This window comes from Bacteroides faecalis (assembly GCF_003865075.1).
GTDB classification, from domain to species: domain Bacteria; phylum Bacteroidota; class Bacteroidia; order Bacteroidales; family Bacteroidaceae; genus Bacteroides; species Bacteroides faecalis.
Map to the genome: position 1 here is coordinate 166,117 of NZ_BHWB01000009.1, position 26,715 is coordinate 192,831.

Annotated in this window: 17 protein-coding genes, 4 pseudogenes and 1 riboswitch; of the genes and pseudogenes, 13 read left to right on the forward strand and 8 right to left on the reverse strand. The window is 45.2% G+C overall.

Going from position 1 to position 26,715, the window contains the following annotated elements; genetic code table 11:
• Positions 1–130: 130 nt before the first annotated feature.
• The 5 genes and pseudogenes from EJF25_RS15755 to EJF25_RS15770 all read right to left on the reverse strand — a co-directional run bounded on the left by EJF25_RS15755 (position 131) and on the right by EJF25_RS15770 (position 6,485).
• On the reverse strand, positions 131–1,429 hold the full coding sequence (locus EJF25_RS15755) for a sigma-54-dependent transcriptional regulator (RefSeq protein ID WP_060386403.1): 1,299 nt from the start codon (positions 1,427–1,429) through the stop codon (positions 131–133).
• On the reverse strand, positions 1,401–3,791 hold the full coding sequence (locus tag EJF25_RS15760; protein WP_060386402.1) for an ATP-binding response regulator: 2,391 nt from the start codon (positions 3,789–3,791) through the stop codon (positions 1,401–1,403). The genes EJF25_RS15755 and EJF25_RS15760 overlap by 29 nt, the downstream gene beginning before the upstream one ends.
• 329 nt (positions 3,792–4,120) lie before the next feature.
• On the reverse strand, positions 4,121–5,365 hold the full coding sequence (locus tag EJF25_RS26760) for a ferrous iron transporter B (RefSeq protein ID WP_229092809.1): 1,245 nt from the start codon (positions 5,363–5,365) through the stop codon (positions 4,121–4,123).
• A 53-nt stretch (positions 5,366–5,418) separates the two neighbouring features.
• Positions 5,419–6,252, reverse strand: a pseudogene (locus EJF25_RS26765) (FeoA family protein).
• A gap of 23 nt (positions 6,253–6,275) precedes the next feature.
• Positions 6,276–6,485, reverse strand: coding sequence for a hypothetical protein (locus EJF25_RS15770; protein ID WP_125041905.1), 210 nt, complete (start codon positions 6,483–6,485; stop codon positions 6,276–6,278).
• A gap of 42 nt (positions 6,486–6,527) precedes the next feature.
• Between EJF25_RS15770 and EJF25_RS15775 the strand changes: the two genes are divergently transcribed.
• Positions 6,528–6,971, forward strand: a complete 444-nt coding sequence (locus EJF25_RS15775; RefSeq protein WP_060386398.1) for a Fur family transcriptional regulator — start codon at positions 6,528–6,530, stop codon at positions 6,969–6,971.
• 102 nt (positions 6,972–7,073) lie between these two features.
• On the opposite strand, the pseudogene map reads toward EJF25_RS15775, so the two are convergent.
• The 3 genes and pseudogenes from map to EJF25_RS15790 form a co-directional block, all read right to left on the reverse strand.
• A pseudogene (gene map / locus EJF25_RS15780) lies at positions 7,074–7,927 on the reverse strand (type I methionyl aminopeptidase).
• Between the two features lies 1 nt (position 7,928).
• Complete coding sequence (locus EJF25_RS15785; protein WP_082709331.1) at positions 7,929–9,935, reverse strand: heavy metal translocating P-type ATPase; 2,007 nt, start codon at positions 9,933–9,935, stop codon at positions 7,929–7,931.
• Between the two features lie 512 nt (positions 9,936–10,447).
• Complete coding sequence (locus EJF25_RS15790; RefSeq protein ID WP_060386396.1) at positions 10,448–10,990, reverse strand: alkaline phosphatase family protein; 543 nt, start codon at positions 10,988–10,990, stop codon at positions 10,448–10,450.
• A gap of 50 nt (positions 10,991–11,040) precedes the next feature.
• Between EJF25_RS15790 and EJF25_RS15795 the strand changes: the two are divergent.
• The 12 genes and pseudogenes from EJF25_RS15795 to EJF25_RS15860 all read left to right on the forward strand — a co-directional run.
• A pseudogene (locus EJF25_RS15795) lies at positions 11,041–11,903 on the forward strand (site-specific integrase); the annotation flags it as partial.
• Between the two features lie 635 nt (positions 11,904–12,538).
• Positions 12,539–12,730, forward strand: a riboswitch (cobalamin riboswitch).
• Positions 12,731–12,882: 152 nt separating this feature from the next.
• Entirely contained in the window at positions 12,883–13,800 is a 918-nt protein-coding gene (locus EJF25_RS15805; RefSeq protein WP_060386395.1) for a DUF4465 domain-containing protein, read from the forward strand.
• 63 nt (positions 13,801–13,863) lie between these two features.
• Positions 13,864–15,645, forward strand: coding sequence for a PKD-like domain-containing protein (locus EJF25_RS15810; protein ID WP_060386394.1), 1,782 nt, complete (start codon positions 13,864–13,866; stop codon positions 15,643–15,645).
• A 14-nt stretch (positions 15,646–15,659) separates the two neighbouring features.
• The gene (locus EJF25_RS15815; RefSeq protein WP_060386393.1) at positions 15,660–17,750 is read left to right on the forward strand and encodes an SGBP N-terminal domain-containing protein; all 2,091 of its coding nucleotides are present in this window, start codon (positions 15,660–15,662) and stop codon (positions 17,748–17,750) included.
• A 61-nt stretch (positions 17,751–17,811) separates the two neighbouring features.
• Positions 17,812–18,879, forward strand: coding sequence for a YncE family protein (locus EJF25_RS15820; protein ID WP_117667440.1), 1,068 nt, complete (start codon positions 17,812–17,814; stop codon positions 18,877–18,879).
• Positions 18,880–18,897: 18 nt separating this feature from the next.
• A complete protein-coding gene (locus EJF25_RS15825; protein WP_060386392.1) occupies positions 18,898–20,976 on the forward strand; it encodes a TonB-dependent receptor plug domain-containing protein in 2,079 nt (692 codons plus the stop codon).
• A gap of 11 nt (positions 20,977–20,987) precedes the next feature.
• Positions 20,988–22,127: an ABC transporter substrate-binding protein gene (locus EJF25_RS15830; RefSeq protein WP_060386391.1), complete on the forward strand. Its 1,140-nt coding sequence runs from the start codon at positions 20,988–20,990 to the stop codon at positions 22,125–22,127.
• The gene (locus EJF25_RS15835; RefSeq protein WP_060386390.1) at positions 22,128–23,108 is read left to right on the forward strand and encodes a FecCD family ABC transporter permease; all 981 of its coding nucleotides are present in this window, start codon (positions 22,128–22,130) and stop codon (positions 23,106–23,108) included. It begins immediately after the preceding gene.
• Positions 23,105–23,863, forward strand: coding sequence for an ABC transporter ATP-binding protein (locus EJF25_RS15840; RefSeq protein WP_060386389.1), 759 nt, complete (start codon positions 23,105–23,107; stop codon positions 23,861–23,863). Before EJF25_RS15835 ends, EJF25_RS15840 begins: the two co-directional genes overlap by 4 nt.
• A complete protein-coding gene (locus EJF25_RS15845) occupies positions 23,860–24,426 on the forward strand; it encodes a DUF2284 domain-containing protein (protein ID WP_060386388.1) in 567 nt (188 codons plus the stop codon). Before EJF25_RS15840 ends, EJF25_RS15845 begins: the two co-directional genes overlap by 4 nt.
• An 870-nt stretch (positions 24,427–25,296) precedes the next feature.
• Positions 25,297–25,550: pseudogene (locus tag EJF25_RS15855) on the forward strand (hypothetical protein).
• A 32-nt stretch (positions 25,551–25,582) separates the two neighbouring features.
• A complete protein-coding gene (locus EJF25_RS15860) occupies positions 25,583–26,593 on the forward strand; it encodes a hypothetical protein (RefSeq protein WP_060386386.1) in 1,011 nt (336 codons plus the stop codon).
• Positions 26,594–26,715: the final 122 nt, after the last annotated feature.

A 26,715-nucleotide genomic window follows, 5' to 3' on the forward strand; every position in this document is an offset into this window, starting at 1 on the left:
AGACAAGTGCCATGCCTGAAACAGTACACAGATAAAACATTGGAAATAAACCATATAGAAAGCAGTAAAAATGATGTGTACATAAAAGCATTGTGGATTGGACATGATGTGTCCGAATTTCGGACATATTCTAATCCAGACGATACTTCCTCAGTTTCAGATAAAGCGTGCTCCGGCTGATGCCCAGCAGCCGTGCGGCAGCCTTCCTGTCATTGCCCGTTGCCTCCAATGCTTTCAGAATGGTTGCCCGTTCCATCCGCTCGTCATTAAGTGAATACTCTCCCGGTTGCCTGCCTTTATCGGGAATGTCTATCTCCCCGGTGGTTATCCAGTCATCTTTAGCCAATAAGGTGGCCCGTCTGACAACCATCCTCAGTTCCCGTATGTTTCCCGGCCACGAATAAGATTTCAACCGTTTCTGTACTTCGCGGTCAAAGCCTTTCACTTTCCTTGAGAACTCTTGATTGGCGGCATCCAGCATGAATTCCGCCAACGGGATAATATCCTCAATGCACTCTGCCAGCAATGGTACATGCAACGGAAATTCATTCAGACGATGGAACAGGTCTTCCCGGAAACGTCCTTCGGCTATCGCCTTCTCCAGGTCCTCATTGGTAGCAGCTACCAGACGGATGTCCGTCTGAATCTCCTCTTTACCGCCTACGGGACGGTAGCGTTTTTCCTGCAAGGCACGCAACAGTGCCCTTTGTACTTCGGCATTCAGATTACCCACCTCGTCCAGAAACAGTGTCCCATGGTTGGCGGCGGCAAACATGCCCGTCTTGTTTTCCGTCGCTCCGGTAAAGGCACCCTTCACATGACCGAACAGTTCCGATGCCGCCAGTTCCTTCGGAAGTACCCCGCAATCCACTGCGATGAAAGAAGCATCCGACCGACCGCTCAACACATGTATCTGCCGGGCCACATACTCCTTGCCTGTCCCTGATGCGCCACGTATCAGCACGGCTAACGTATCCACCGGAGCCACCAGCCGGATATGCTCCTGCAATCTCAATGCCAAAGGGCTTTTGCTTGTATAGAATCTTTGTTTTGTATTGCCGTCCCTTCTCTTACGTTCCAATGCTTTCCGGATAATACCGAGTACCTTTTCTGTCTGCACAGGTTTGGGCAGATAGTCCACGGCACCTTTTTTAACCGCTTCCACGGCACCGGGTATATCCCCGTAGCCTGTCATGATGAGGAAAGGAATACGATAGCCATGTGTATTCATCCATTCCAGCAGTTCCATGCCATTGCCGTTGTCGAGACGAAAATCCGATAATACCAGATCCACATCATGGTTGTCCAAAAACTCCTTTGCATTGTCCACGGATAATACATAACGAGCATTGATACCATTTTTCACCAGCCAGTTTGTGGTAGCACGTGCATACACACGGTCATCCTCTACTATCAATACAGTTTCCATATACTCTTTTCTTTATTCTTTTTGCTTTCTCTACAGCATGTTCCACAGCTTTAATCAGTTCCTCTATTCTTTCGTCCGATAAGCCACCCCATTTTTCGGAAGGCATGGAAGCCATTTCCCTCAGTTCACTTTGGGGAATGTTTATACGGATCATTTCCCAAAGCGGCGCGGCTTTGTGTATGATACTTCCCAACTTCTTATAATCTCCCGTGGAAAAAGCGTCCCTTATTCCGGCAAGTTCACCCATGGTATCCTTTATGAACAGGTCCAGCATCTCTTCCACGTTTTCCTCTCCTTCCATGATGGCAGCAAAAGCAGGTCGATCCATCTGTGAAACTGCCGCCAGCAACTCTTCCTCAGAGAAAGGCTTATACAGACAGTCGGCAAAACCTGCGGTAAGATACTCTCCCTTTTTATCGGAACGTGCCGTGATGGCTATGACGGGAATCTCCCATGCCCGGGGAATGTTCGAGGTCCTCAACAGCTCAAGGACCGAGAAGCCATTCGTACCGGGCATCTGTATGTCGGTCAGCAGAAGGTCGTATTTCTGTTTGTTCAGACAATCCATCAACTCCCGGACATCCGAGCAGCAGTCACAGTGAATCTGATTACGGGAAAGCATTTTACTGATGACTCCCAGCTGGATACGGTTGTCATCAATGACCAGCACACGGATATCAACGGGCAATTCACAAACAGGAGAAAACTTCTCTTCCGGACAGACGGGGTGTCCGGCCGGTAGCATAGGCAGGAAAACAGAAAAACGGCTGCCCTCACCGGGTACACTCTCCACTTCCACATGCCCCTGCATCAAGGATACGAGTCGGGCCGTGATTGCCAACCCCAACCCGAAGCCGGGGATATTACGCGCATTGTCGAGCCTTTCGAAAGCTCCGAATATCCGTTTTTTCTCCTCAAGGCCTATTCCCATACCCGTATCCAGGACAGAAATATGAAGATTTCCCGGCCGGTATTCCACCTCAAGAAACACCTTCCCGTGAAATGTGAACTTCAAGGCATTGGACAGCAGGTTGCCGACTATCTGCCGGATATGCGAGCTGTCACAGTTGACCATAACATCCAGACCGGAGAAAGATGCAGTGAACGCAAGTTTTTTCTGCCGGGCGGCAAGACGGTGGCTGTCCGCTATTTCTTCAAACAGAGTTTTCAAGCTGAAGAGTGTGTTTTTGGAGTGCGTCCCACCTTCATCCATCCGGTGATATTCCATCAGCGTGTCTACCAGAGCGAGCATATAATCGGACGAATGCAGGATATTGTCCAGATAACCGACCCTGCAACTACCATCGCTTTCCGAAGACAACTGTTCCGCACAGCCTCTGATAGCTGCCAGCGGAGCACGCAGGTCATGGGCCACTGAGGCCATCAGCTCCTTACGTGAACGGAGCAATTCTCTATTCCGATTGTCGGACTGTTCAAATTCCCTCTCATACCGAAGACGACGGTTCAAATCCCGGTGAATGAGGATATACAATACAATTGCCAGTAAAGAGATAGACAAAGCCAAGCCGGCTACCACATAGTAGGAATTATTCCGTTCAAGGACAAAGGTTCTGTAGCGTGCAGCAAAACGTTCGTTATTCTCCCGTTCAAATTCAGAGACTATGCTGTTCATCCTTTCGTTCAGTTCCATGCCGCCAACGTATAAGCTGTCCATCTGTGCCTGTATTTGCACTAATCTTTCAGCCTGTTCCAAGGACAGAGAGTGGAGCATACATGTTGCCATTCCGATTGAAGGGACAATGAACAAAGAGCAATGCCTACATTCGCCATCTTCCTTCTGTCGCTGACAGGCAAATTTATTCTCTTTTAATGGAAAAATATCCCAAATTCCCTTCTTAGAACTATCTCTCGTACCGGATTTAAACAAGACCATATTCCTCTTTTGCTGCACAGCTTGTCTCCCAGCAGTCAAAATAATGGAAGGGATACTTTCCTGTACAATATCGCCAATACTCTGCAATTCATTGAAAGTATGCATTGTCTTGGAAAGAAGAATTTCTTTATTCCAAAGAAGAAGACACAATGAGTCAATACGGTTTTTTTGTAAGGGAGTATGGACATACTCCTTTAGGAGTTGCAGACTGTCACAAACCCCATATCGTTTATAACTGTAGTTCTTCAAATCGTTGTCATCCCATGTTATGGCAATTTCCGCATGAGTAGAAAGATCCAATAGGCCTATGTAACTTTTTTCTGCTAGACTATGTATCGCTGCCAACTCCTTCTCTTCTTTGCGCAGCATGTGTCTTAGTACCTGTTCCTTGCGGAACTGATAGACAATGAAAGCTAACAGTAAAACTAAAATAGCATAACCGAAGCATATTTTTAACTTTAACCACATAATGATACCGACTGTAAATTTATATAATGTTCACATCAATAAGTGCAATATCTGAAAAGGCAAAATAAAAAACTTATTAGTATATAGTGACACTAATACTAAATCATCTTGTATTGATAAATTGCACTGATAATGTAGTGCTTTTAGCTGATTGACAATCAAATTTTACTATACATTAAAGCTCTTTTTGTTTTTATAATTACACGAACTTTTCAATTTTAACAATATTAAGAAGAGAAATAGAACATATAATTTGTATATAGTGTATCTAAAAGGAAATAAGAACAAATATTCACATTATAAAACGGAATAAAATAAGGTGTTTTTTTTTAAAATCCTAACAGTTTCATCACCGGACTTATAAAATGACCTATTCTGCCGATATAGGAATTTTCCTGTTGTTTCAAGTTTCGGAAGGCAGTCAATTCCTTTATCTTCTGTTCTTTTGTTGAAAAGTCTTTTTCTGTCTGTTCTATCCGGCTGATTTCTTTGTCGAGGGCATCAAGCTTTTCAGAATGATGGGGATAATATCCAAGAAACCATACGATGACAGAAGCTACAAGAATGACACTTCCCCTTTTATGCAGATACTGTTTGGCTTTTTCCCACATATGTATACAGATGGCGCGTGTAGTAGGCATCCGGTAAGGAGGCAGTTTCATTACAAAAGGAACATCCTCGTTCTTGAATAAAAACTTTCTGAACAATCTGGCCATGCATACCGCAGCTGTAATACCTGTAAGGCATAAGACTAAAAGCATGGTTCCCGCATATTCCGCAAAAAAAGTTCCGCATATTAATACATAGAGAGGCAGACGGGCACTGCAACTCATCAGAGGGACAGCCAGCATGGTTATCATGCGGCTACTCCGGCTTTCTATGGTACGGGTAGCCATTACAGCCAATACGTTGCATCCGAATCCCATAATCAGCAGAATGAACGACTTGCCATGCAAGCCCATTTTGTGCATCAATTTGTCCATAATAAATGCTGTCCGTACCATATATCCGAAATCCTCCATCAGTAATATGAAAAAGTACAGAATCAGAATTTGCGGCAGGAACACAATGATACCGCCCACACTGTTTATAATTCCGTTAGTCAGCAAATCCGCCAACGGACCGGGAGCAAAATTCTCCTGTACCAGTTGTTCCATCCAGCTCATCCAGGAGTCGATCCATCCTTTAGGATATTCTCCGATGACAAAAGTGGCTTCGAACATGAGCCATAGGAAGAAAATGAACAGAGAAAAACCAAGCAACTTGCTGGTGGCAATATGGTCAATCAACTTTGTTTTGTCTTTTTTATGCATGGGATTTTCATGATAAGTCTCCCGGAGTGCTCCTGATATAAAGCCATAACGGACATCTGTGAAAGCGGTTTCCGAATCAGTCTGCAACAAATCTTGAATGGTGTTTATAGCCTTTTCCCTCACTGCCATCAGCCGGGAATAATTCCCCCATCTCTTGACCATTCTTTCTATCTCCACATCCTTTTCCAATAGTTTGATGGCAAGGAAACGTTTGGAAAAACGCTCGGCTACGTTCCCGTAGATTTTCAATTCCTTATGCATTCTATCAATTTCCGTTTCCAGCGTATTGCCATAGTTTATGTGTATATGGCGCGTCAGCGGTTCTTTGCCTCATACACTTCTATGATTTTTTTCAGCAAGCTGTCTATGCCGAAACCGGTTTTACCGATAGTGGGTATAATCGGTACACCTATCATCCGTGCCAGAGATACATAGTCGAACCTGTCGCCTTTCTTCTCAAGTTCATCATACATGTTCACGGCAATGACCATGTGGGTATCCATGTCAATCAACTTGCTGGTAAGATATAGATTCCGTTCAAGATTCGATGTGTCAATCACATTGACAACAATGTCTGGCTAGTCCTCTTTCAAGTATTTACGGACATATAGTTCTTCCAGAATATAGGTGGACAAGGAATAAGTTCCCGGAAGATCTATGATTTTAAATGTATATTCGTCCTGGGTGAACACCTCTTCTTTGGCATCTACCGTGACTCCACTGTAATTGCCTACATGCTCATACGCTCCAGATGCAAAATTGAACATAGATGTTTTTCCACAATTCGGATTACCGACCAGTGCGATATTGATAGTTTTCCCTCTGTCTTTAGCAAATCGAATAAAATCTTCGTGTGACAGAGTAGTAAGTGTATTAACCTGTGACTCCGTGTCTGTTATTGTACCATATTCGTGTTGATATTCATTCATGCTTACAACTTCCACCAGCTCTGCATCACTTTTGCTAAGAGAAACATTATAGCCCATCACCTTGTAATAGACAGGATCGCCCAAAGGCGCACTCCGGACAGCCTCCACTTCTTGTCCCTGTACAAATCCCATCTCGATAATGCGCTTTCTGAAAGGCCCTCTACCGAGTACTTTCGTAATGATTCCTTTGTCATCCCTTTTTAAATCAGAAAGTTTCATATCAATATTTTAATGTTTGATTTTTATCTTTTATCGGCAAAGTTAGAGCGGATTATTTGCAATCTTGTTGCATGTTTTTTTGTTGTTTCGATAAAAAACTGTAATTCAATAATTAATGTTATTTCTAAACATATTTGCAACAAGATTGCAAATAAAAAAATGTATTTTTGCAGTGCTAAAACAGATAAAGAATACTGCATGGAAAAGGCGGTATAAAATACCGCCTTTTCCACTTGATAGCTTTACTGATTGTTGAACTTTAAAAATTCATATCCATGTCAATAAAGCAATGTGAAGACAGACTGCTGGACAGGGGACTACGTCCGACCCCGGCAAGAATCCTAACTCTACGTAAATTATCCGAACTGGAATATCCTGTTTCTCTGCTTGAACTTGAGACTATGCTTGACACATTGGACAAGTCTACCATTTCCCGTTCATTGGCTGTACTCCTGAAACGTCATGCCATTCATTCATTTGAAGATGGAAGCGGATCAACCAAATATGAGATTTGCAGAAGTACGGTGGAACATTGTCCTATAGAAGAGCAACATGTACATTTCCATTGTGAAGCTTGCAACAGAACATTCTGTATGAAAGAGCATAAAATCCCAATAATCAGCCTTCCCAATGGCTATGCAATCGAAAACATCAATTATACCATAAAAGGGGTATGTCCTGAATGCCAATGTCAACAACGAAAGGTATTGACAAATTAGGAGAAAGACAATACCACATAGGTGTAAATATTGAGTTTAATATAGAAAGAGACTCCTTATAGTAATTCTTATGGAGTTACTCTTTCTTTATCATCATTGTTGTCAGTGGGCTAAAATTTCGGGCTCTGACTCTGTGATTAAAATGGTATACTCCCATTGTGCAGACGGCAGGCGGTCTTCTGTATAAACAGTCCATCCGTCTGATTGATCCATCACGACTTTCCAAGTACCCATATTAAGCATCGGCTCTATGGTTAATGTCATACCAGGAACCAATAGCATACCTGAGCTCTTTCTACCATAATGCAACACTTCCGGCTCCTCGTGGAACTGTATTCCTACACCATGACCGCAAAAATCACGAACTACAGAAAAGCCATTGCGCTTGGCATGGCACTCTATTACATGACCTACATCACCCAAAAAAGTAAACGCCTGAGCGGCTTGCACTCCCTTTTTCAGACACTCTTCAGTAACACGTACCAGCTTTTCTTTTTCTGAAGAGGTTTTCCCAATAATAAACATCCGTGAAGCGTCTGCATAAAAACCGTTAACTATCGTTGTACAGTCTACGTTTACAATATCACCTTCATGGAGCACCTGATTCTCATTAGGAATGCCGTGGCACACCACTTCATTAACCGAAATACAACAGCTATTCGGAAAACCGTGATACCCCAATGTTGCAGGAATACCCTGGTGATCCATGGTATATTCATACACCAAACGGTCTATTTCTGCGGTACTGATACCTTCCCGAATATTTTCCTCCACACAATCCAATACAGCTGTATTCAACAGTCCACTTTTCCTTATTCCTTCAATTTGTTCCGGCAATTTAATGAGTTTTCGTGAGGGAACCAGTCTGCCTTTTTTTCCCAATACATCACTTTTTTATCAACTTCTGTCAAAGGCATGCCCGGAATGGGATGCCATTGATACTTTGCTTTCTTCATCTTATTTAAATTTTTTAGCCAAAATACGGATTGAATTCAACACAGCTAATAAAGCCACTCCTACATCAGCAAAAACAGCTCCCCATAATGAAGCGTATCCCAAGACCCCTGCCAACAAAATGATAACTTTCATGCTGATAGCCCCAATGATATTCTGCCATACTATACATTGTGTGGCACGTCCTATTTCAATGGCTGTAGCCACCTTCGATGGTTGGTCTGTTTGAATTACCACATCAGCACTTTCAATGGCTGCATCCGACCCTAGACCACCCATGGCAATACCTACATTGCTAAGAGCCAATACAGGTGCATCGTTCATGCCATCGCCTACAAAAGCTACAGTACGAGTAGCATGAAATGACAACTTCTGAATATAGGTAGCTTTGTCTTCAGGTAGCAAGTCACCATGTGCCTGCGGAATTTCCAGTTCGCGAGCCACTTTTTCCACTAATGATTGCTTGTCGCCTGATAGCAGATGGATATCTTTTACGCCTAATTCCTTTAGATGCCGGATAGCTTGTACCGCATCCTCTTTCAATTTGTCAGCCAACCATACAGCTCCGGCATATACTCCGTCTATAGCACATACGACAACCGTCATTTCAGATTCAAGTACCTTAGATGGTACTACCGTCTTCCGCATCAAAAGTAGTCGTGGATTCCCTACCAGTACATTTTTTCCATCAATAATGGTTTCCACACCATATCCAGCTATTTCCTGCATGGATAAGGCCGAATGTAAGGAAATATGCTGCCCCCGCACATACTGCTGAATGGCTTGTGCAATAGGGTGAGTACTCTTCTGTTCAGCCGTTCCGATGATTGCAAGCAATTCCTCTTTCTTCAAGGTAGCAGCTTGGACAGATGCTACTTCAAACTGCCCGGTAGTCAATGTTCCGGTTTTATCAAAAGCAATGCTGTCTAATTTTGTGATAGCATTCAGATAATTACCTCCTTTAAAAAGGATACCCGCACGGGAAGCAGCACCGATTCCACCATAATATCCCAAAGGAATACTGATGATCAAGGCACAAGGACAGGAAATCACCAAGAAAACCAGTGCACGATAAAGCCAGTCGGCAAATACATAATCGAAAGAAGGAGCTAACCATTCCACCACTGCAGGTATTATAACTACCAGTGCCGAAAGGAATAGCACCAAAGGCGTATAAATCCGGGCAAAACGCCGTATGAACAGTTCTGTCGGAGCTTTCCGTGCGGATGCTTCCTGAACCAAAGAGAGAATACGAGCTAATGCACTCTGCTCGTAAGGACGTTTCACTTCTAAATCAACCTTCTGGTTAAAGGCAATCATGCCTGCCAGCACCTCACCGTTTACCTCAATAGAACGAGGCATACTTTCACCTGTCAAAGCCGAAGTATCAAACAGTGCCGATTCGTTTATCAATGTACCGTCCAACGGTATTCTTTCTCCCGGTTTCACCTCGATGCGCTCACCTACCTGCACCTCCTTGGGTGCCACTTCGATAAAAGCTCCATTCCGGAATACCTGGGCACGTTCCGGACGGACATCCAGCAGTTCTCCAATATTCTTAGTAGCACGTTCCACAGCTCCATGCTGCAACATCTCCCCTACTGTATAGAGTAACATTACAGCTACAGCTTCGGGGTATTCACCGATACAGAAAGCTCCGATTGAAGCAATGAGCATCAAAGTGAACTCATTGAAAAAATCCTTGTCACGCATGCTGTGCCAAGCAGCATGCAACACCGGCAAACCTACAGGCATAAAGGCAAGCAGATACCACACAGACTGGATTGTACCCTGAAACCAACTTAGCTGGATATAGCTCATCACGATACCTGCCAACAACAACATCCCCGAAACAAGAGAGCTCCATTTACCGGACACTCCATCGGCATGATGATGGGCACAGCAAGAGTCGGCATGAGGTGAAGATACAGATGGGGATACATACTGGGCTTGGCAGCAGGATTCTGCTGCATGTAGTTGTTGAAACGGATTAGAATGTATTGTTTTCATACTGAGATATATTTTTCTTTCACACTGCAAAGGTAGAACATATCTCATACAACTTGGTTGCAAAGCACATATCAGCACCTGAAAGAATAAAGACGGATGCCCTATAAATTAAGAGCATCTGCCTTCTTCTTTAATTACACGGTCACACTACATGCTTACGACTCTGATCCGGTCAGTAAAAGCGGACTAAGCAGCTTTTGCCCCTTCTCCCCATGGATATGACAATCTGCTTATACGCCATATCAGAAACGTCACAGGCAGCATATACTTCCGGAACAGAGAGCCAGTTTGTCCGTGATGATTTCATCCGCATTGTTTACTTGAACAACATCCCGGAAGAAAAAACTTCTATAGAGATCATATTTTTTCTGTTCTTTAATTATATACATTATCTGTAACAAAACACAGAGACATTAAAAAGAAAGAAGAGAAATACACATTAATAAGGTATTTCTCTTCTTGGCACAATCATCTGTGGTTTATTTATGTACGGAAAAAATGACTATTTTCTTTTAGTTACCTTGAGAATGTCCGTCATGGAGAGGGATTTCATAAAAATCTTCTGCCCCGATTTCTTCGATAATATGTGTACCATCTGATGAAATATATCCTACAGATGTAGCATAACGTTCCCAATCGGAAACTAACTCCTTCAGTTTGTCGGTATATTGATGAGACAAATCTTTTTTCTCGGAATAATCACGACTTATATCATACAGCTTCCAGTGCATACCGTCCCCATAAGGAGGAAGTAGAAGGGTCGCTTTCCACTGTCCCTTTATGACTGCCTTGCTTTCTGCCATTTCAAAACAGATGGCCTCGTTATCCGTGCGTGACGGTGTTTCTGATGAGAAAGTAGCACGGAGAGATTTTCCATAAAGTGGTGCAAGCTTCTTGCCCCTGTACACATCCGGTCTGGAAATCCCGACATAATCCAGTACTGTAGGAAACAAATCAGTGACATGCATCAAGTTGCTGGTATCTATCTTGCCTCGCTGTACATCCAGACCAGAAACAATCAATGGTACACAAATACCTCCTTCCGCTGTAGTCATTTTATAATACGCATAGGGCGTGTTGCAAGCCTCCGCCCATGCCTTTCCTAAAGATACATCAGTACATTTGCGATCATGACAGTTTTGTTACGGCCAAGAAAGTATATAACCGCTATGCAGGTTTCTCAAAGGAATGCCATACTCTTATGGTACTCTTCAGAGAACAGATTGAATCGTATAAAGAAAAGATAGGCAAAGGAAAGGCGGAAAGCACTTACCGTGGACTGGTTGCCGACTACAAGAGTCTTTTGCTTTTCATGAAAACCAAAAAGAACATCGAGGATATAGCTATTGACGAGCTTGAAAAGTCGTTCATTGAGGACTATTACACATGGATGCTCGGCACGGCAGGCAATGCGAATGCCACCGCTTTCAACCGTGTCAATACCCTGAAATGGCCGATGTACATCGCGCAGGAAAAGGGTTGGTTGCGAGTCCATCCTTTCACATCCTTCGAGTGCAAGCCGGAATACAAGAAAAGGTCTTTTCTTACTGAAGAGGAATTACAGAGAATCATCCACGTGGAGCTGAAATACAAACGCCAGCGTGCCATGCGAGACATGTTTCTCTTCATGTGCTTCACCGGTCTTTCCTATGTGGACCTGAAAGCCATAACATACGATAATATCCATACCGACTCCACGGCGGCACATGGCTGATGGGCAACCGTATAAAAACGGGAGTGGCGTATGTCGTAAAATTATTGCCTATTGCTATCGAACTGATTGAAAAATATAGGGGTACGGATGAAAAGAAAGACTCTCCTGAATGTGCCTTTCCGGTAGGTGAATACAATGCCATGCGGCTCAGCCTTGGAATCATAGGCAGGAAATGCAACTGCCGGGTCGAGGTCATCCCGTATCTTGCACGCCACGCATTTGCCGTTCTGGCCATACTCAAGAGGATGCTGCTGTAAACCCTTCAGAAAGTGTTTGGGCATAAGTCCATCACATACGTCCTGCGCATCCATTCACTTGTCCGGCGCAGACGGGGCAATCTTTTTCTGGAAGTCGCCCATCTGTACGACCAGCGTGCTGACCAGCTTTCTCAACTCCTAATACGCGCTTGTTTCAATAATTGTCAGTTCCATACTAAAATTCTTTTTAAGATTCTGAATATGCGACAAAGTAACGCACATCCTATATCCTTTCCAAACAGATAATATCAGAGTCTTCCGTTGGCGTGCATTGGCGTATCTAACGTTAAAAGAGAAGGCCCTTCACCTGCATCCATGCGGCAACGGAACTTCCATTCCCTTACTTGTTTTCCATAAATTTATAGGATTAATTTCTGGTGCATAATATTAATAGTCATTATTCTGTCTGTTTTTTTTGCTTGCATAATTGCAGCTAACAGTTATCTATTCCAAAACGCATTGTTATGGAAAATGGCAAGCTGTTTTGGTGGTTTATGGATATTGTGTATGATAATTGCCGTCTTCGTTTGTCGTAAACTTGAATGCTCTAATTAAAACAGTACGGTTGTCATGCTTTGTGTGTTTTATTATAAATATTATGAATTATTTGGAATTGATATGTAATATAGATAATTTTGCAGTCAAGAAATGGTTTCGGGAGGTTTACGTCTTCCGAATGAAAAGGGAACCCGGTGAAAATCCGGGACAGTACCCGCTGCTGTGAGTCCACAAAAACGGACATCGAACTTTTGCCACTGGTGTAATACCGGGAAGGCACGATGACCGGGACGAGTCAGAAGACCTGCCATGACTGGAATGAGATTTACACCTGCGGGATATACGGGTCGTAATCAAATAAGGAATAGCTCATTGGCCATTCAATATTTGAAGACAGACATATTCCCGTTCGTGTAAGTTCGCACGAACGTTTTTTTTGTGTTTGTTAATAATATGTTTACATTAAAATGAGTGACCTATGAAAAGAAAATTACGCTTTCTGGCAGGTGCCTGTCTATTTACCGCAACCGCCTTGTTCTCCGGCTGTAGCTCGGACGATGACTTTTTGATGGAACCGGTTGATTCCGGAACTTCGCAAACCCGTGCTGTGACAAATCCGGACGGTACTTTAACTGTCACTTTCGATGATTTCAATCCCGGCATGTTGGCAGGACCTACCTCGGCCGGAGAAAATCTTTATTCGTACCAAGGGTATCCTCAAGTAACCACCATTTATGACAATACTCCGGAAGAATATCTCTTTCTTTCAATGTTTAATACAGTAGGTGGAAGCACAGAGTATTCCAGCGGCGGCATCGCACTTTCCAACTGGAACATCCGCTCCAATCAATCGGGGAATACCGGAGACTGGTGGTATTCCTATCTGAACCAGTGTTCTGTCTATAACACTGCGGTGGAAGCGGAAGGACAGGATAAGGAAGCCGGGCATAGCGGCTCCAATTTCGGTGTCGTTTACGGATATGTGGATGCTTACAATCAGGCATGGATGGCTAAACCAGAATTTTATTTCAATGTTCCCCGGAAATTGGTCGGCCTGTGGATCTGCAACACCTCATACACTTATGGTGTCATCACTTATGGTAATCAGTTCGGTCCTACGGGGGTAGCGACTCCTCTGAAAGAGATGAAAGGGTATTTCCAAGTGAATCTGGAGTGTTATGATGCGGATGGCGGTCTGATCCGCACTTACAAACGCCTTTTAGCCGATTATCGTGACGGCCAACAACAGGTTGATCCTATCACGACATGGGATTATTGGGAAATCAATGCCGAAGAGGTGCAAAGTGTGAAATTCAACTTCGAGGGTTCGGATTCGGGAGCATACGGTTTGAATACTCCGGCTTATATCTGTATCGATGATATCACCATACAATAAAAAGAATACAGGAATATCCCTTCTGTCGGGGTATCCCTGTTATTTTTCTAAAATCCACACATTATGCATCGTTTTTACTATTTTATTATTTTTGCCTGTATGCTGTTTACCTCCTGCAACAAGGATGAAGTCATTACCGAAGAAGTAGGAGGACAACCTATAATAGAACTTGACAGCGAGACCGGCATTTACACGGTCAAGGTCGGTCATGAATTGACTATCGCCCCGACATACCAGAATGTTGAAGATGCTCTTTTTGCTTGGACGATAGACGGTACGCTGGTTTCTTCGGGTCCGTCTCTTCAACGTACATGGAATGAATGCGGGGATTTTTACGTCAAACTAAGAGTAGACAATGCGGTAAGCTATGCCGAAGAGGAACTGAAAGTAGAAGTGAAAGAACTCACCCCTCCGGTTATCTCACTGGCACTTCCTTCGCAGGGATTAAAAGTCGTCCGGAATACCGATTACACATTTACTCCCGATATTCAGCATTCGGATGTAGAAGGGTTCAAAATCGAATGGGTACGGGAAGGAAAAATCGTTTCCACCGAGAATACTTATACCTTCAATGAAAAAGAACTCGGTGTTTATACGGTGACAATCAACGCTTCCAATATAGATGGGACAACAACAAAGGACGTAAGCGTAGAGGTCGTGGAAACGATGCCCTACGTTGTCAAATTCCCGACCCCGTCTTACCAGCAAACATCCACGGACAGGTACACTTTTGCCGACCGTCCTGTTTTCCTGCGCCCATTGTTGGAGTATTTCGATAATCCCCGTTTTGAGTGGAGTGTGGACGGTCAGGTCATGGAAGGAGAAGTGGAACGCATGTTCAAGTTCACGCCGTCCGCACCCGGAGAATACACCGTCTCCTGTACTGTTTTGGAAGACACACCGACGGAAAAAATAAGTAGGAATATCGACAAAGGAAAGACGGCTGTCACTGCCACTGTAAAAGTCGTCTGTGTGGACAAAAAAGAGCAGGACGGATTCTTGGCTTCGGGAAGTTCCAAGCTCTGGAATAAAGTCTATGAATATACCCCGGCTCCCGGCCAATTTATCAACGAAACGAGCACGATAGGCGGTATGACCGGCAATGAGACATCCCCTGAAGCGGCTGTCGCATGGGCAACACAGCGTCTAAAAGACAAACTGCACGTCTCTTTAGGTTCTTTCGGCGGTTATATCATCGTCGGTTTCGACCACAGTATTCCCAATTCGGGTAACCAATATGATTTCTGTGTTCAGGGGAACGCCTTTGACGGAAGTTCCGAACCGGGTATCGTATGGGTCATGCAGGATATAAACGGAAACGGATTGCCGGATGACGAGTGGTACGAACTGAAAGGATCTGAAGCAGGCAAGGAAGAAACAATACAGAATTTTGAAGTGACCTATTACCGTCCGGAAGGCAAAAAAATGGATGTCCAATGGATCAGTTCCGACGGTAGAAACGGCTGGGTAGACTATCTGTCCGCTTATCATACACAGGACTATTATTATCCGGCTTGGATTTCGGAAAACAGTTATACCCTGACAGGCACTTGTTTGGCCGCCCGCAACACCCAAGATTCACAAACCGGTTATTGGGATAATCAGAGTTATGACTGGGGGTATGTGGATAATTTTGGAAACGACCAGATAGAAGGCGGCAGTACGGTAGATGGAAGCGGGCAAAGGAACGGTTTCAAAATTTCCAATGCCATCCATGCCGATGGAACGGAAGCCAATCTGCAATATATTGATTTTATCAAAGTGCAATGCGGTGTCTTGGCCAAAAGCGGCTGGTTGGGCGAAGTTTCAACGGAAGTATTTTCTTTTGAGGATTTAACAAAATAACAATAAATACAAGTATGAAAAATTATTTTCTTCCCATGCTCCTATCCTTGTTCTTTTTGGGAGCATGTGACAAAAACGATGAAATTATACCTGAAGATGCAGATGAGAATTTCATCACGTCAGTTGTGATGACTGTGGACGGAAAATCGTACACGGCCGATATTACGGACAATACAGTAACGATAACCGTTCCTTATACGGTATCGTTGAACAATGCCGAAGTGGAATTCAAGTACACCACTTCTGCAACAATCATACCTAATCCAAAAACGGTAACGGACTGGGATAACGAACGGACCTTCCGGGTGACATCCTATAACGGAGATGCCCGCGAATATGCCTATAAGGTGGTGAAAAGCGAAATAGAATCTGATGGAGATGTAGAGTTGAAGACCACCGAGGAGGTAGCTTCTTTTGCCGCAACCAAAACAACCGTTGTCAAAGGGAACCTGATTATCGGTTCTGATGCGGAAGAGGCAGAAAAAATCACTGACATATCTGCATTGGCATCTTTGAAAGAGGTTACAGGCAACATTGTCATTCGTAACAGTTACAACGGTGCAGACTTGACAGGGTTGGATAATATCGTTTCAGCCGGAGGTTTGCAGTTAGGTTCGGTCGATGTCGCCTCGAAAGCTACGGAGCTTCACATGATTTCCATGAAAGCTCTGGAAATGCTCTCCGGAGACATATCGGTATATAACGACCAAGTGACTTATGTCCTATTCGAGAAACTGGCAACTATTGAAGGAAGCGTGATGTTCAATGCGCCGTCGTTACAGAGTTTTGAGTTTCCGGTTCTGACCACTGTAGGTCAGGATCTGAATATCCAGGGACTCAATGAAGAAAACAAGGCAGCCGGAACAATCGCTTCTTTAGAATTATCGGAACTGACAAGTGTCGGAGGTGTCTTGTCCGTGAACAATCTTGCCAAACTGACTTCCATGAGCTTCCTTAAGCTGAAAGAGACCGGTGGCTTTGATTTCCACACCGTCCCCGTGATGTTGGAAACCATTAATCTACCGGAAGTCGAGACAGTAAACGGAAGTATTATTATGGAAGCCAACATGGAAACTCCTCCTACCGGTAGTTTTGTTCCCCAACGAAATGACGTGCTTCAGGCTTTCGGTGGAATGGACAAACTGACAACGGTGAAGGGGCAGATAAAGATAAAAAATTTCACGGCGCTCAAGCAGCTTCCTGACTGGAGTAAAATCACCACACTTGGAAGCATTACGTTGGATTATCTTGAAGACGTGAGCGGAACACTGATGTTGCCGAACGCCCGATTTGAAACCTTCGGAGAAACAGCTCCCCAGATTGAAATTATAAACAAGGTGCAGCTCTCCAAAATTGAAACAGCCGAAGATTTGTCAAATGTAAATTTTGTCATCACCAGTCTTACGAATAACAAGTTCCCTGAAATCATGTTCAAGAATATCAAAGACTTCACTTGTAAGCCAACCACTAACAATCCCGATTATACCATATCGACAATTCAACATGTACATGGAAATCTGTATGTGACAGGCCAAATGCGAAGCAAGGCAAAATTCCCTGACTTGGAAATCGTAGACGGATATGGATACATCCAAATGCCTATGATGGGGACTGTTTCAATGCCTGTATTGAAAGAGGTGGGTGGACAATTTTATTTGTCCGGCAATCTAACCAGTTGTGAGTTGCCTTTGTTATCCAAAATCTGTTGCTCAGCCTCTCCTGTATATTATAAAGAGGGAAAAGGTTCTTTAGCAATGACTTTACAAAGTAAATCACTGAATCTTCCGGAATTGCTTCACGTAGGAGGTGAAGGGTTGTTCGTTAATCAAGCAACAGGTATTACTTGTGCTAAGTTACAGACAATAGATGGTACGTTACAGATAAAACAAGCGAAATCTCTTTCTCAGGAAACATTTTCCATGGAGAAGTTGAAGACCTTGCATGGGGTTGTTTTTGACGGTTTGACAAAATTCACCGACTACACTTTCTTCGGTAAGTTCATAGAAAACGGAATGATTACGGAGGAAAGCTGGAGTGTGACGAAATGTGGGTATAACCCAACCTTCCAAAAAATGAGGGACAAACAATATACGCAGCAGGATTAAACCTTATACCTTAACCAGAGTACCCGTAATGATTCGGGTACTCTTTTTTATCTGAATGACAATGAGCAGAACAATACAACGGATTTGCCTTTTTCTTTTCTGCCTGCCAGTTTTCGGCAGTTGCATGAAATGGGATTATGGGGAGATGGAGAATTTCTCGGCATCGGCTTCCGGTCTTTTCATCACCAACGAGGGAAATTTCCAGTACGGCAATGCCTCGCTTTCCTACTATGATCCTGCCACGTGCGAAGTGGAGAATGAAGTGTTTTACCGTGCCAACGGGTTCAAGTTGGGCGATGTGGCCCAATCTATGGTTATCCGGGACGGTATAGGCTGGGTCGTGGTGAACAACTCGCATGTGATTTTCGCCATCGACATCAATACTTTCAAGGAAGTGGGCCGTATCACAGGTTTCACCTCACCCCGGTATATCCATTTCCTGTCGGATGAGAAAGCCTATGTGACGCAAATATGGGACTACCGCATCTTCATCATCAACCCCAAGACATACGAGATTACCGGCTATATCGAATGTCCAGACATGGACATGGAATCGGGTTCCACCGAACAAATGGTGCAATACGGCAAGTACGTCTATGTGAACTGCTGGTCGTACCAGAACCGCATCCTGAAAATCGACACGGAGACGGACAAGGTCGTGGACGAACTGACCATCGGCATACAGCCTACTTCGCTGGTCATGGACAAATACAACAAGATGTGGACCATCACGGATGGCGGTTACGAGGGCAGCCCATACGGCTACGAGGCACCGTCTCTCTACCGTATAGACACCGAGACTTTCACCGTAGAGAAACAGTTCAAGTTCAAGCTGGGCGACTGGCCTTCGGAAGTCCAGCTCAACGGTACACGGGATACGCTTTACTGGATCAATAACGATATTTGGCGAATGCCGGTGGAAGCCGACCGTGTTCCCGTCCGACCTTTTCTGGAGTTTCGGGACACCAAATACTACGGCCTTACGGTCAATCCCAACAACGGGGAAGTATATGTGGCCGACGCTATTGATTACCAGCAGCAAGGTATCGTGTATCGCTATTCGCCGCAAGGTAAGCTGATCGATGAATTTTACGTGGGAATCATTCCGGGAGCTTTCTGCTGGAAATAACGAGGAAGGAGGACAAAAATGAAAAGACATCTTATTCTATTGTTCGTGGGGGTAAGCCTGCCCTTTCTGCTTGCCGCCCAGCAAAAAAATTCCGTCAGCATTACCAAAAGGGTGCTGCGTATTCCGGAGGTTACGGTGGTAGGCAAACGACCGATGAAGGATATAGGCGTGCAACGAACCCGTTTCGATTCCATCGCCATGAAAGAGAACATCGCCTTATCTATGGCCGATGTGCTGACATTCAACTCATCCGTTTTTGTCAAGAACTACGGACGCGCCACGTTATCTACTGTAGCTTTCCGGGGTACCTCTCCCTCGCATACTCAAGTGACGTGGAATGGTATGCGCATCAACAACCCGATGCTGGGCATGACAGATTTTTCCACCATCCCTTCTTACTTTATCGATGATGCCTCGCTGCTGCACGGAACTTCGTCGGTAAACGAAACGGGCGGCGGCTTGGGTGGTCTGGTCAGGCTCTCCACTTCTCCGGCCAACCATGAAGGATTCGGGTTGCAGTACGTGCAGGGAGTGGGGTCGTTCAGCACGTTCGACGAGTTTCTCCGCCTGACCTACGGTAACAAACACTGGCAGTCCTCCACCCGTGTGGTATATTCCTCTTCTCCCAACGACTACAAATACCGAAACCGGGACAAGAAGGAAAACATCTATGACGAGGACAAGAACATCATCGGTTCCTATTATCCGACGGAGCGCAACCGCAGCGGGGCTTATAAGGATCTGCACATTTTGCAGGAAATTTATTATAACACGGGCGAAGGTGACAAGTTCGGGCTAAACGCCTGGTATATCAATTCCAACCGGGAACTGGCGATGCTCACCACGGATTACGGGAACGGCATGGACTTCGAGAACCGCCAAAGGGAGCAGACGTTTCGCAGCGTCCTCTCGTGGGAACGCGTGCGGGAGAAATGGAAGGTCGGTGTAAAAGGTGGCTATATACACACATGGATGGCCTATGATTACAGGCGGGACAAGGGAAACGGCGAAATGGCTTCGATGACCCGCTCGCGCAGTAAGATTAACACGTTCTACGGAAGTGCGGACGGGGATTATGCACCTTCAGAGAAATGGCTGTTCACGGCCGGTGTTTCCGTACACCAACATTTGGTGGAAAGCGCGGACAAAAATATCATCTCGCAGGAAGGTAACAAGGCTGTTGTCGGGTATGACAAGGGACGTGTCGAGTTTTCCGGTTCCGTTTCTGCGAAATGGCGGCCTGTCGATCGTTTTGCCGCCTCGCTTGTTCTTCGCGAGGATATGTTCGGTACGGAATGGGCCCCGGTTATCCCGGCTTTCTTCATCGACGGGGTACTGTCGAAGAAAGGCAATATCGTGGCGAAAGCATCCATCTCCCGAAACTACCGTTTCCCCACGCTGAACGATCTCTATTTTCTGCCGGGCGGTAATCCCGACCTAAAAAGCGAGCACGGCTTCACATACGACGTGGGGTTGTCATTCTCGGTGGGGAAAGAAAATGTATATGCTTTGAGCGGTGGTATCAACTGGTTCGATTCGCACATCGACGACTGGATCATCTGGCTACCCACAACCAAGGGATTCTTCTCTCCCAGAAACCTCAAGAAGGTACATGCTTACGGGGCAGAGACCAACGCCCACCTTGATGTAATGCTCGGAAGGGAATGGAAACTGGATATGAACGGAACTTTCTCGTGGACTCCCTCGATCAACGAGAGCGAACCTATGAGTCCGGCAGACCAATCCGTCGGCAAACAGTTGCCATACGTACCGGAGTTTTCCGCAGCGGTGACCGGATGTCTGTCATGGCGGACATGGAGCCTGCTCTACAAGTGGTGTTATTACAGCCAGCGTTATACCATGTCGAGTAATGATTATACCCTGACGGGCTATCTGCCTCCTTACTTCATGAATAACGTGACACTGGAAAAACAGCTCTCTTTTCGATGGGCCGACCTGTCGCTAAAGGGCAGCATCAACAACCTGTTCGATGAAGAATACCTTTCCGTATTGTCCCGTCCCATGCCGGGCATCAATTTCGAGATATTCATCGGCATAACGCCCAAGTTCGGAAAAAACAAAAATAGTAAACGATAATCTGCATCAATATGAACGCATTAAAGAATTTAAGCCTGATTCTGTTGCTTTCTCTGGCATTTACAGGCTGCCACAACAAAAGTTCAAAACTCAATGATTTCAACCTGCTGCTTTATGCTCCCGAATATGCCTCCGGCTTCGACATCAAAGGGGCGGACGGGAAGGAAAGCGTACTGATAACCGTCAGGAATCCCTGGCAGGGAGCAGACAGCGTAACCACATGGCTGTTTATCGTCCGCAACGGCGAAGAGGTTCCCGAAGGGTTTGCCGGACAGGTACTCGAAGGAGACGCCAAACGCATCGTGGCGATGTCTTCCACTCATATCGCCATGCTTGACGCGATCGGTGAAGTCCAGCGCATAACCGGCGTTTCGGGAATCGACTACATTTCCAACCCCGACATCCAAGCTCGCCGCGACAGTATTGGTGACATCGGCTATGAAGGAAACATCAACTACGAGTTGCTGCTCTCGCTCGATCCCGACCTCGTTCTGCTCTATGGGGTGAACGGCGCAAGCGCAATGGAAAGCAAACTCGAAGAACTCGACATACCGTTCATGTATGTCGGCGATTATCTCGAAGAGTCGCCTCTCGGTAAGGCTGAATGGATGGTAGTGCTTTCTGAAGTCACAGGGAAACGTGAGAAGGGTGAAAAAGCCTTTGCCGCAATCCCGGTCAGATACAACACTTTGAAAAAGAAAGTGGCCGACAGTATCCTTGGCACTCCTTCGGTTATGCTTAATGTCCCTTATGGAGACTCGTGGTTCATGCCTTCAACCCAAAGTTATGTCGCCCGCTTGATTGCCGATGCAGGCGGTCGCTATATCTACCAGAAGAACACGGGAAACGCTTCTATCCCCGTTGACTTGGAAGAAGCATACCTACTCGCGTCGGATGCGGACATGTGGCTGAACGTGGGAATGGCGAACTCCCTTGACGAATTGAAGGCATCATGTCCGAAATTCACCGATACCCGATGTTTCAAAAATGGAGAGGTGTATAATAACAACGCCCGTATCAACACAGCCGGGGGTAACGACTATTACGAGTCTGCTGTCGTGAATCCTGACATCGTGCTCCGCGACCTTGTGAAGATATTCCATCCCGAACTGGCGCAGGAAGAGTGTGTGTATTACAAGCAACTGAAATAGATGCGTTCCCGTTCGACTATATTGTCCTCCATATTGATTACGCTCACGGTCGGTCTTTTTTTACTGGACTTGGCCGTGGGAGCTGTCAATATTCCAATCCGCGATGTATGGGCAGCGCTGACTGGGGGAGATTGTCCCCGTGCCACGGAAAAGATCGTACTCAACATACGCCTCATAAAAGCTATAGTGGCACTGTTGGCCGGGGCTGCCTTATCAGTCAGCGGTCTTCAGATGCAGACCCTCTTCCGTAATCCTCTTGCCGGTCCCTATGTCCTCGGTATCAGTTCCGGTGCAAGTCTCGGTGTGGCACTCGTGGTACTTGCTGGGCTCGGTTCATCAATAGGCATTGCCGGAGCTGCATGGGTGGGTGCGGCTGTCGTATTGCTCGTGATAACTGCCGTTGGACAGCGAATAAAAGACATCATGGTAATCCTGATTCTGGGTATGATGTTCTCATCGGGCGTAGGCGCTGTCGTGCAGATTTTGCAGTATATAGCCAATGACGAGTCTCTAAAAATGTTTGTGATATGGACGATGGGAGCATTAGGGGATGTGACAGCGCAACAACTTGCCATCTTTGTTCCATCAGTATTAGTCGGGTTGTTATTGGCTGTAATAACAATCAAGTCGCTTAATCTTTTGTTGTTTGGAGAAGAGTATGCCATAACGATGGGACTGAATATTCAGCGTTCACGCGGCCTATTGTTTCTCTCGACAACGCTGCTCGCCGGAACGATAACCGCTTTTTGCGGTCCGATAGGTTTCATAGGTCTCGCTATGCCTCATGTCACAAGAATGCTTTTCCAAAATAGCGATCATCGTGTCCTTCTACCCGGAACAATTCTTTCAGGAGCATCGATATTGCTTCTTTGCGACGTCATTTCCAAAATATTCACCTTGCCGATCAACGCCATTACAGCTCTATTGGGAATCCCAATCGTCGTATGGGTGGTTTTACGCAACAAATCCATCACCGCATGATAGAATTACAGCATTTTTCCATAGGTTACAAAGAGAACTCGTTGCTCCACGAGGTAAATGCCACGATAAAAAAAGGTCAATTGACAGCCCTTATCGGAAGAAACGGGACAGGGAAATCGACGCTACTCCGCGCCATAGCCGGTCTGAACCGGTGTTATTCCGGAAAAATCATTCTCGACGGGCACGACATCGCCTGCATGAGAACCGAAGATATGGCAAAAACGCTGGCCGTCGTCACGACCGAGCGCACGCGCATCGCCAACCTGCGGTGCAAAGATGTCGTAGCCATAGGCCGTGCTCCTTATACCAACTGGATAGGCAGGATGCAAGAGGCGGATAAGGAGATAGTCATGCAATCGCTCATCTCGGTGGGAATGGAGGCTTATGCAAACCGCACGATGGATAAAATGTCGGATGGCGAATGCCAGCGTGTGATGATTGCTCGTGCATTGGCACAGGATACTCCTATCATTCTCCTTGATGAACCGACTTCCTTTCTTGACATGCCTAATCGCTACGAACTTGTGGCGTTGCTTCGTAGGCTTGTCCACGACGAGAAAAAATGTATCATGTTCTCGACACATGAACTTGACATCGCGTTGTCCATGTGCGATTCGATAGCATTGTTAGATACCCTGAATTTAAACTGCTTGACCGCGTCTGAAATGCGGAAAAGCGGATACATTGACAGACTTTTCCAAAATGAGAACATTCGTTTTGACTCCTTATGCGGTACAATGATTTTGAAACAATGAGTACATACACTGTAGAAAATTTTACTTCAGACATCACTGTTGAAGGATATATCGCCGAATTCCGTGACGAACCACATTTTCTTGAACTTTGCAAACAATGTACCAATTATGGCAAAAGTTGGGGGTGTCCTCCATTTGATTTTGATACGGAATCGTTTCTCCGGCAATACAAGTATGCACATCTTATGGCAACGAAGATAATCCCTGAAGACAAAGATATTCCGATTGAATATACACAAAAACTCATTTTACCGGAACGAATACGAATCGAGAGCGAATTATTGGATATGGAACGGAAATATGGAGGGCGTTCATTTGCCTATATAGGTAAATGTCTTCACTGCCCCAATAACGAGTGTACGCGTAACTGCGGCACACCATGCCGACACCCGGAAAAAGTGCGTCCGTCACTCGAAGCCTTCGGATTTGACATAGCCAAAACGCTTGCTGAACTTTTTAACATCGAACTTCTTTGGGGAAAGGATGGCAAATTACCTGAATACCTTGTTCTCGTAAGCGGATTTTTTCATAATGAATACGAACTTTGCAACATAGCATACTAATGATTCGGACATGAAACAAACAGACAAACTAACCACATTCGGTTCAATCTGTTTTGTGATTTCAAATGAATTATAGTTAGATATGTAAAAAGCGACGCCGGAGCTTGAAATAAGTAACGATTTATCGGTGTATCCTCCGTTAAACCGTTCATTTTCGGTTAAACGAAAACACAACATGCTGTCCGCTGGAGCGGAGCACGTTTCTTCAATAATTATTGTGTATCATACCGTTGTGTGGCTATTTTCCTGTGGTTTGTGGGGCTTTTCCATCAGATATTTGCCGGCTGTTCTCCTCATTAAAGGATAGATATATCTCCATGACCATGCGACTTACGCCCATAATTCGGGGATAAGGAGGCGAATATACGGAAAATCTGCCCTTTACATGCCCTATTGTCCATTAATGGATTAATACTTCTACACATCTGCAAATGGAGAATGACAGGTCTCGTTTTTTAATTTAATATCTTACTTGAAAAGAAATATAAGATATACCATTCCCCTGATTAAATTCAGTTTTTTTTCTGTGTTATATTACTTGTAAAATTCTATTATACCATTCAAGCAACAGCCCTTGAATCCCGCCGTATTTCAATTCTCTTTTTCCCATATAACGATTTTCCCATTTTTATTTATCCCGTCAGTAGCTCCACCTTGCTCGTTTCAGGGTGCGAAGCTACGGACGGGACCCCTAAAAATCTGCAAGGCCGCTTCGCGCCCTGCGGGTTTTGGCGAAAATTTTTCAATCCGTCCAGCCGGGCGGTTGAAAATTTTTCACCAAAAGCCTTGCATATTTTCTCCCCGTCCGTATCTGCCCCCTGAAACGAGCAAGGTGAAGCCACCGACAAGGCATAAAAAAAAGTCAATGTTATGAAAAAGAGAATTGAAATACGGCAGGATTGGAAACGAGGCTTCGGCTCCGCTCCAACCGGCATTAAAATTGGGTGAAGTGGTCGCTGGTCGGTTTCGTGGTCTATGTGGCGGTGCGTTTCGTGTGTGCCTTTTGGGGTGGTATTCTGCCCATGTTGGCAGTTTTGGCGGTGGTGGTTTTCCTCATCCGTGCCGTGTGGTGCATCCTTTGCGTGCTCGCTCTTTTCATCCTTGCGCTTTGCGTGATACTCTGACAGAATATGAATCATTTTAAAATCAAATCATTATGAACAAAGTACATTTATTGGGAGCCAACAGAAGTTACGACAGAGACGTTCAGACCGTTTCAGTCAACCAAGTGGTAGTATTGGATAGCTATGACAGCTATGTTGTGTATGAAGTAACCCGTGACAAGTGGGGAATAACCTATCATCTTGTCAATTTGCGGACATACGAGTTTCATACATCCGACCTTATCCGGCCGTTATCGGAAAAATTCGGAATAGGAATCTATTACGATGATGCGAACCCCAAGTTTTTAGATCCGTTGGAAACAGCCGCTTTACTCACCAAGGCAAAAGAGAAGAAAGCCGAAGAAGAAAAGAAAGCGAAGGAAACAAGAGAGGAATACGGACGTATCGCCAAAATCGGTGCGGAGCGTTTGCGCCCCCTTGTCCCGACGGATGCAAAGGCGGTCATTATCGGCACGTTACGGGTAAACGAGTGCGACAGCTATACGGACTATTATGACTACAGTATAGCAAGAACCGTCATTTTAGGCTTTTCCAAACATACACGCAACCTCTTTTCAGAAATGCGCAAGCATGCCGCCAATTTTGAGGGAACAGCCTATTTGGCGGAATATAACGCAGATTACGAACACCGGGAAAATTACAGCATGGGAGACGGTATGTATCTGGGCAGGAACAAGTACAGCGGTTGGACGGTTGAGAAAGAGCCTATCCACGACCTTGAAAAATTCATAGAACGGTATGCGCACACCGCAGGGGATGAAGCCAACCTTTGTATGAAAGCACCGCAGACGGACAGCGATACGGCAGAACAATCCACAGCAACCGCAGACTTTTCAACCCTCAGTCTTGAAATCGTGGAATACAGCGAGAAGGCGATTGCCGTATTCGGTGACACCAGGCCGATAAAGGACATTCTGAAAGACCTGAACGGTCTGTTCCGTGCGAACCTCACCTATAAGGGCGAAAGGCGTGCAGGGTGGATATATTCCAAGAAGCAGGAAACGAAAGTAAGGGAAGCACTCGCCACGTGCATCCGTGTATGACAGCATGAACGGCAGGGCGGAACAATCCGCCCGCCTATCAACGAACCCATAAAAAAGTAACGACATGAGAACGGAAACAAGAACATACACCCTCTATCGGATAACCGAGTTATCCGAGGAAG

Excerpts from the sequence above, each read along its gene's own strand:
- EJF25_RS15755 (WP_060386403.1), bottom strand. The coding sequence starts at position 1,429 with ATGGAAACTGTATTGATAGTAGAGGATGACCGTGTGTATGCACGTGCT.
- EJF25_RS15760 (WP_060386402.1), bottom strand. The coding sequence starts at position 3,791 with ATGTGGTTAAAGTTAAAAATATGCTTCGGTTATGCTATTTTAGTTTTA.
- EJF25_RS26760 (WP_229092809.1), bottom strand. The coding sequence starts at position 5,365 with ATGCATAAGGAATTGAAAATCTACGGGAACGTAGCCGAGCGTTTTTCC.
- EJF25_RS15775 (WP_060386398.1), top strand. The coding sequence starts at position 6,528 with ATGTCAATAAAGCAATGTGAAGACAGACTGCTGGACAGGGGACTACGT.
- EJF25_RS15785 (WP_082709331.1), bottom strand. The coding sequence starts at position 9,935 with ATGAAAACAATACATTCTAATCCGTTTCAACAACTACATGCAGCAGAA.
- EJF25_RS15790 (WP_060386396.1), bottom strand. The coding sequence starts at position 10,990 with ATGACTACAGCGGAAGGAGGTATTTGTGTACCATTGATTGTTTCTGGT.
- EJF25_RS15805 (WP_060386395.1), top strand. The coding sequence starts at position 12,883 with ATGAAAAGAAAATTACGCTTTCTGGCAGGTGCCTGTCTATTTACCGCA.
- EJF25_RS15810 (WP_060386394.1), top strand. The coding sequence starts at position 13,864 with ATGCATCGTTTTTACTATTTTATTATTTTTGCCTGTATGCTGTTTACC.
- EJF25_RS15815 (WP_060386393.1), top strand. The coding sequence starts at position 15,660 with ATGAAAAATTATTTTCTTCCCATGCTCCTATCCTTGTTCTTTTTGGGA.
- EJF25_RS15820 (WP_117667440.1), top strand. The coding sequence starts at position 17,812 with ATGAGCAGAACAATACAACGGATTTGCCTTTTTCTTTTCTGCCTGCCA.
- EJF25_RS15825 (WP_060386392.1), top strand. The coding sequence starts at position 18,898 with ATGAAAAGACATCTTATTCTATTGTTCGTGGGGGTAAGCCTGCCCTTT.
- EJF25_RS15830 (WP_060386391.1), top strand. The coding sequence starts at position 20,988 with ATGAACGCATTAAAGAATTTAAGCCTGATTCTGTTGCTTTCTCTGGCA.
- EJF25_RS15835 (WP_060386390.1), top strand. The coding sequence starts at position 22,128 with ATGCGTTCCCGTTCGACTATATTGTCCTCCATATTGATTACGCTCACG.
- EJF25_RS15840 (WP_060386389.1), top strand. The coding sequence starts at position 23,105 with ATGATAGAATTACAGCATTTTTCCATAGGTTACAAAGAGAACTCGTTG.
- EJF25_RS15845 (WP_060386388.1), top strand. The coding sequence starts at position 23,860 with ATGAGTACATACACTGTAGAAAATTTTACTTCAGACATCACTGTTGAA.
- EJF25_RS15860 (WP_060386386.1), top strand. The coding sequence starts at position 25,583 with ATGAACAAAGTACATTTATTGGGAGCCAACAGAAGTTACGACAGAGAC.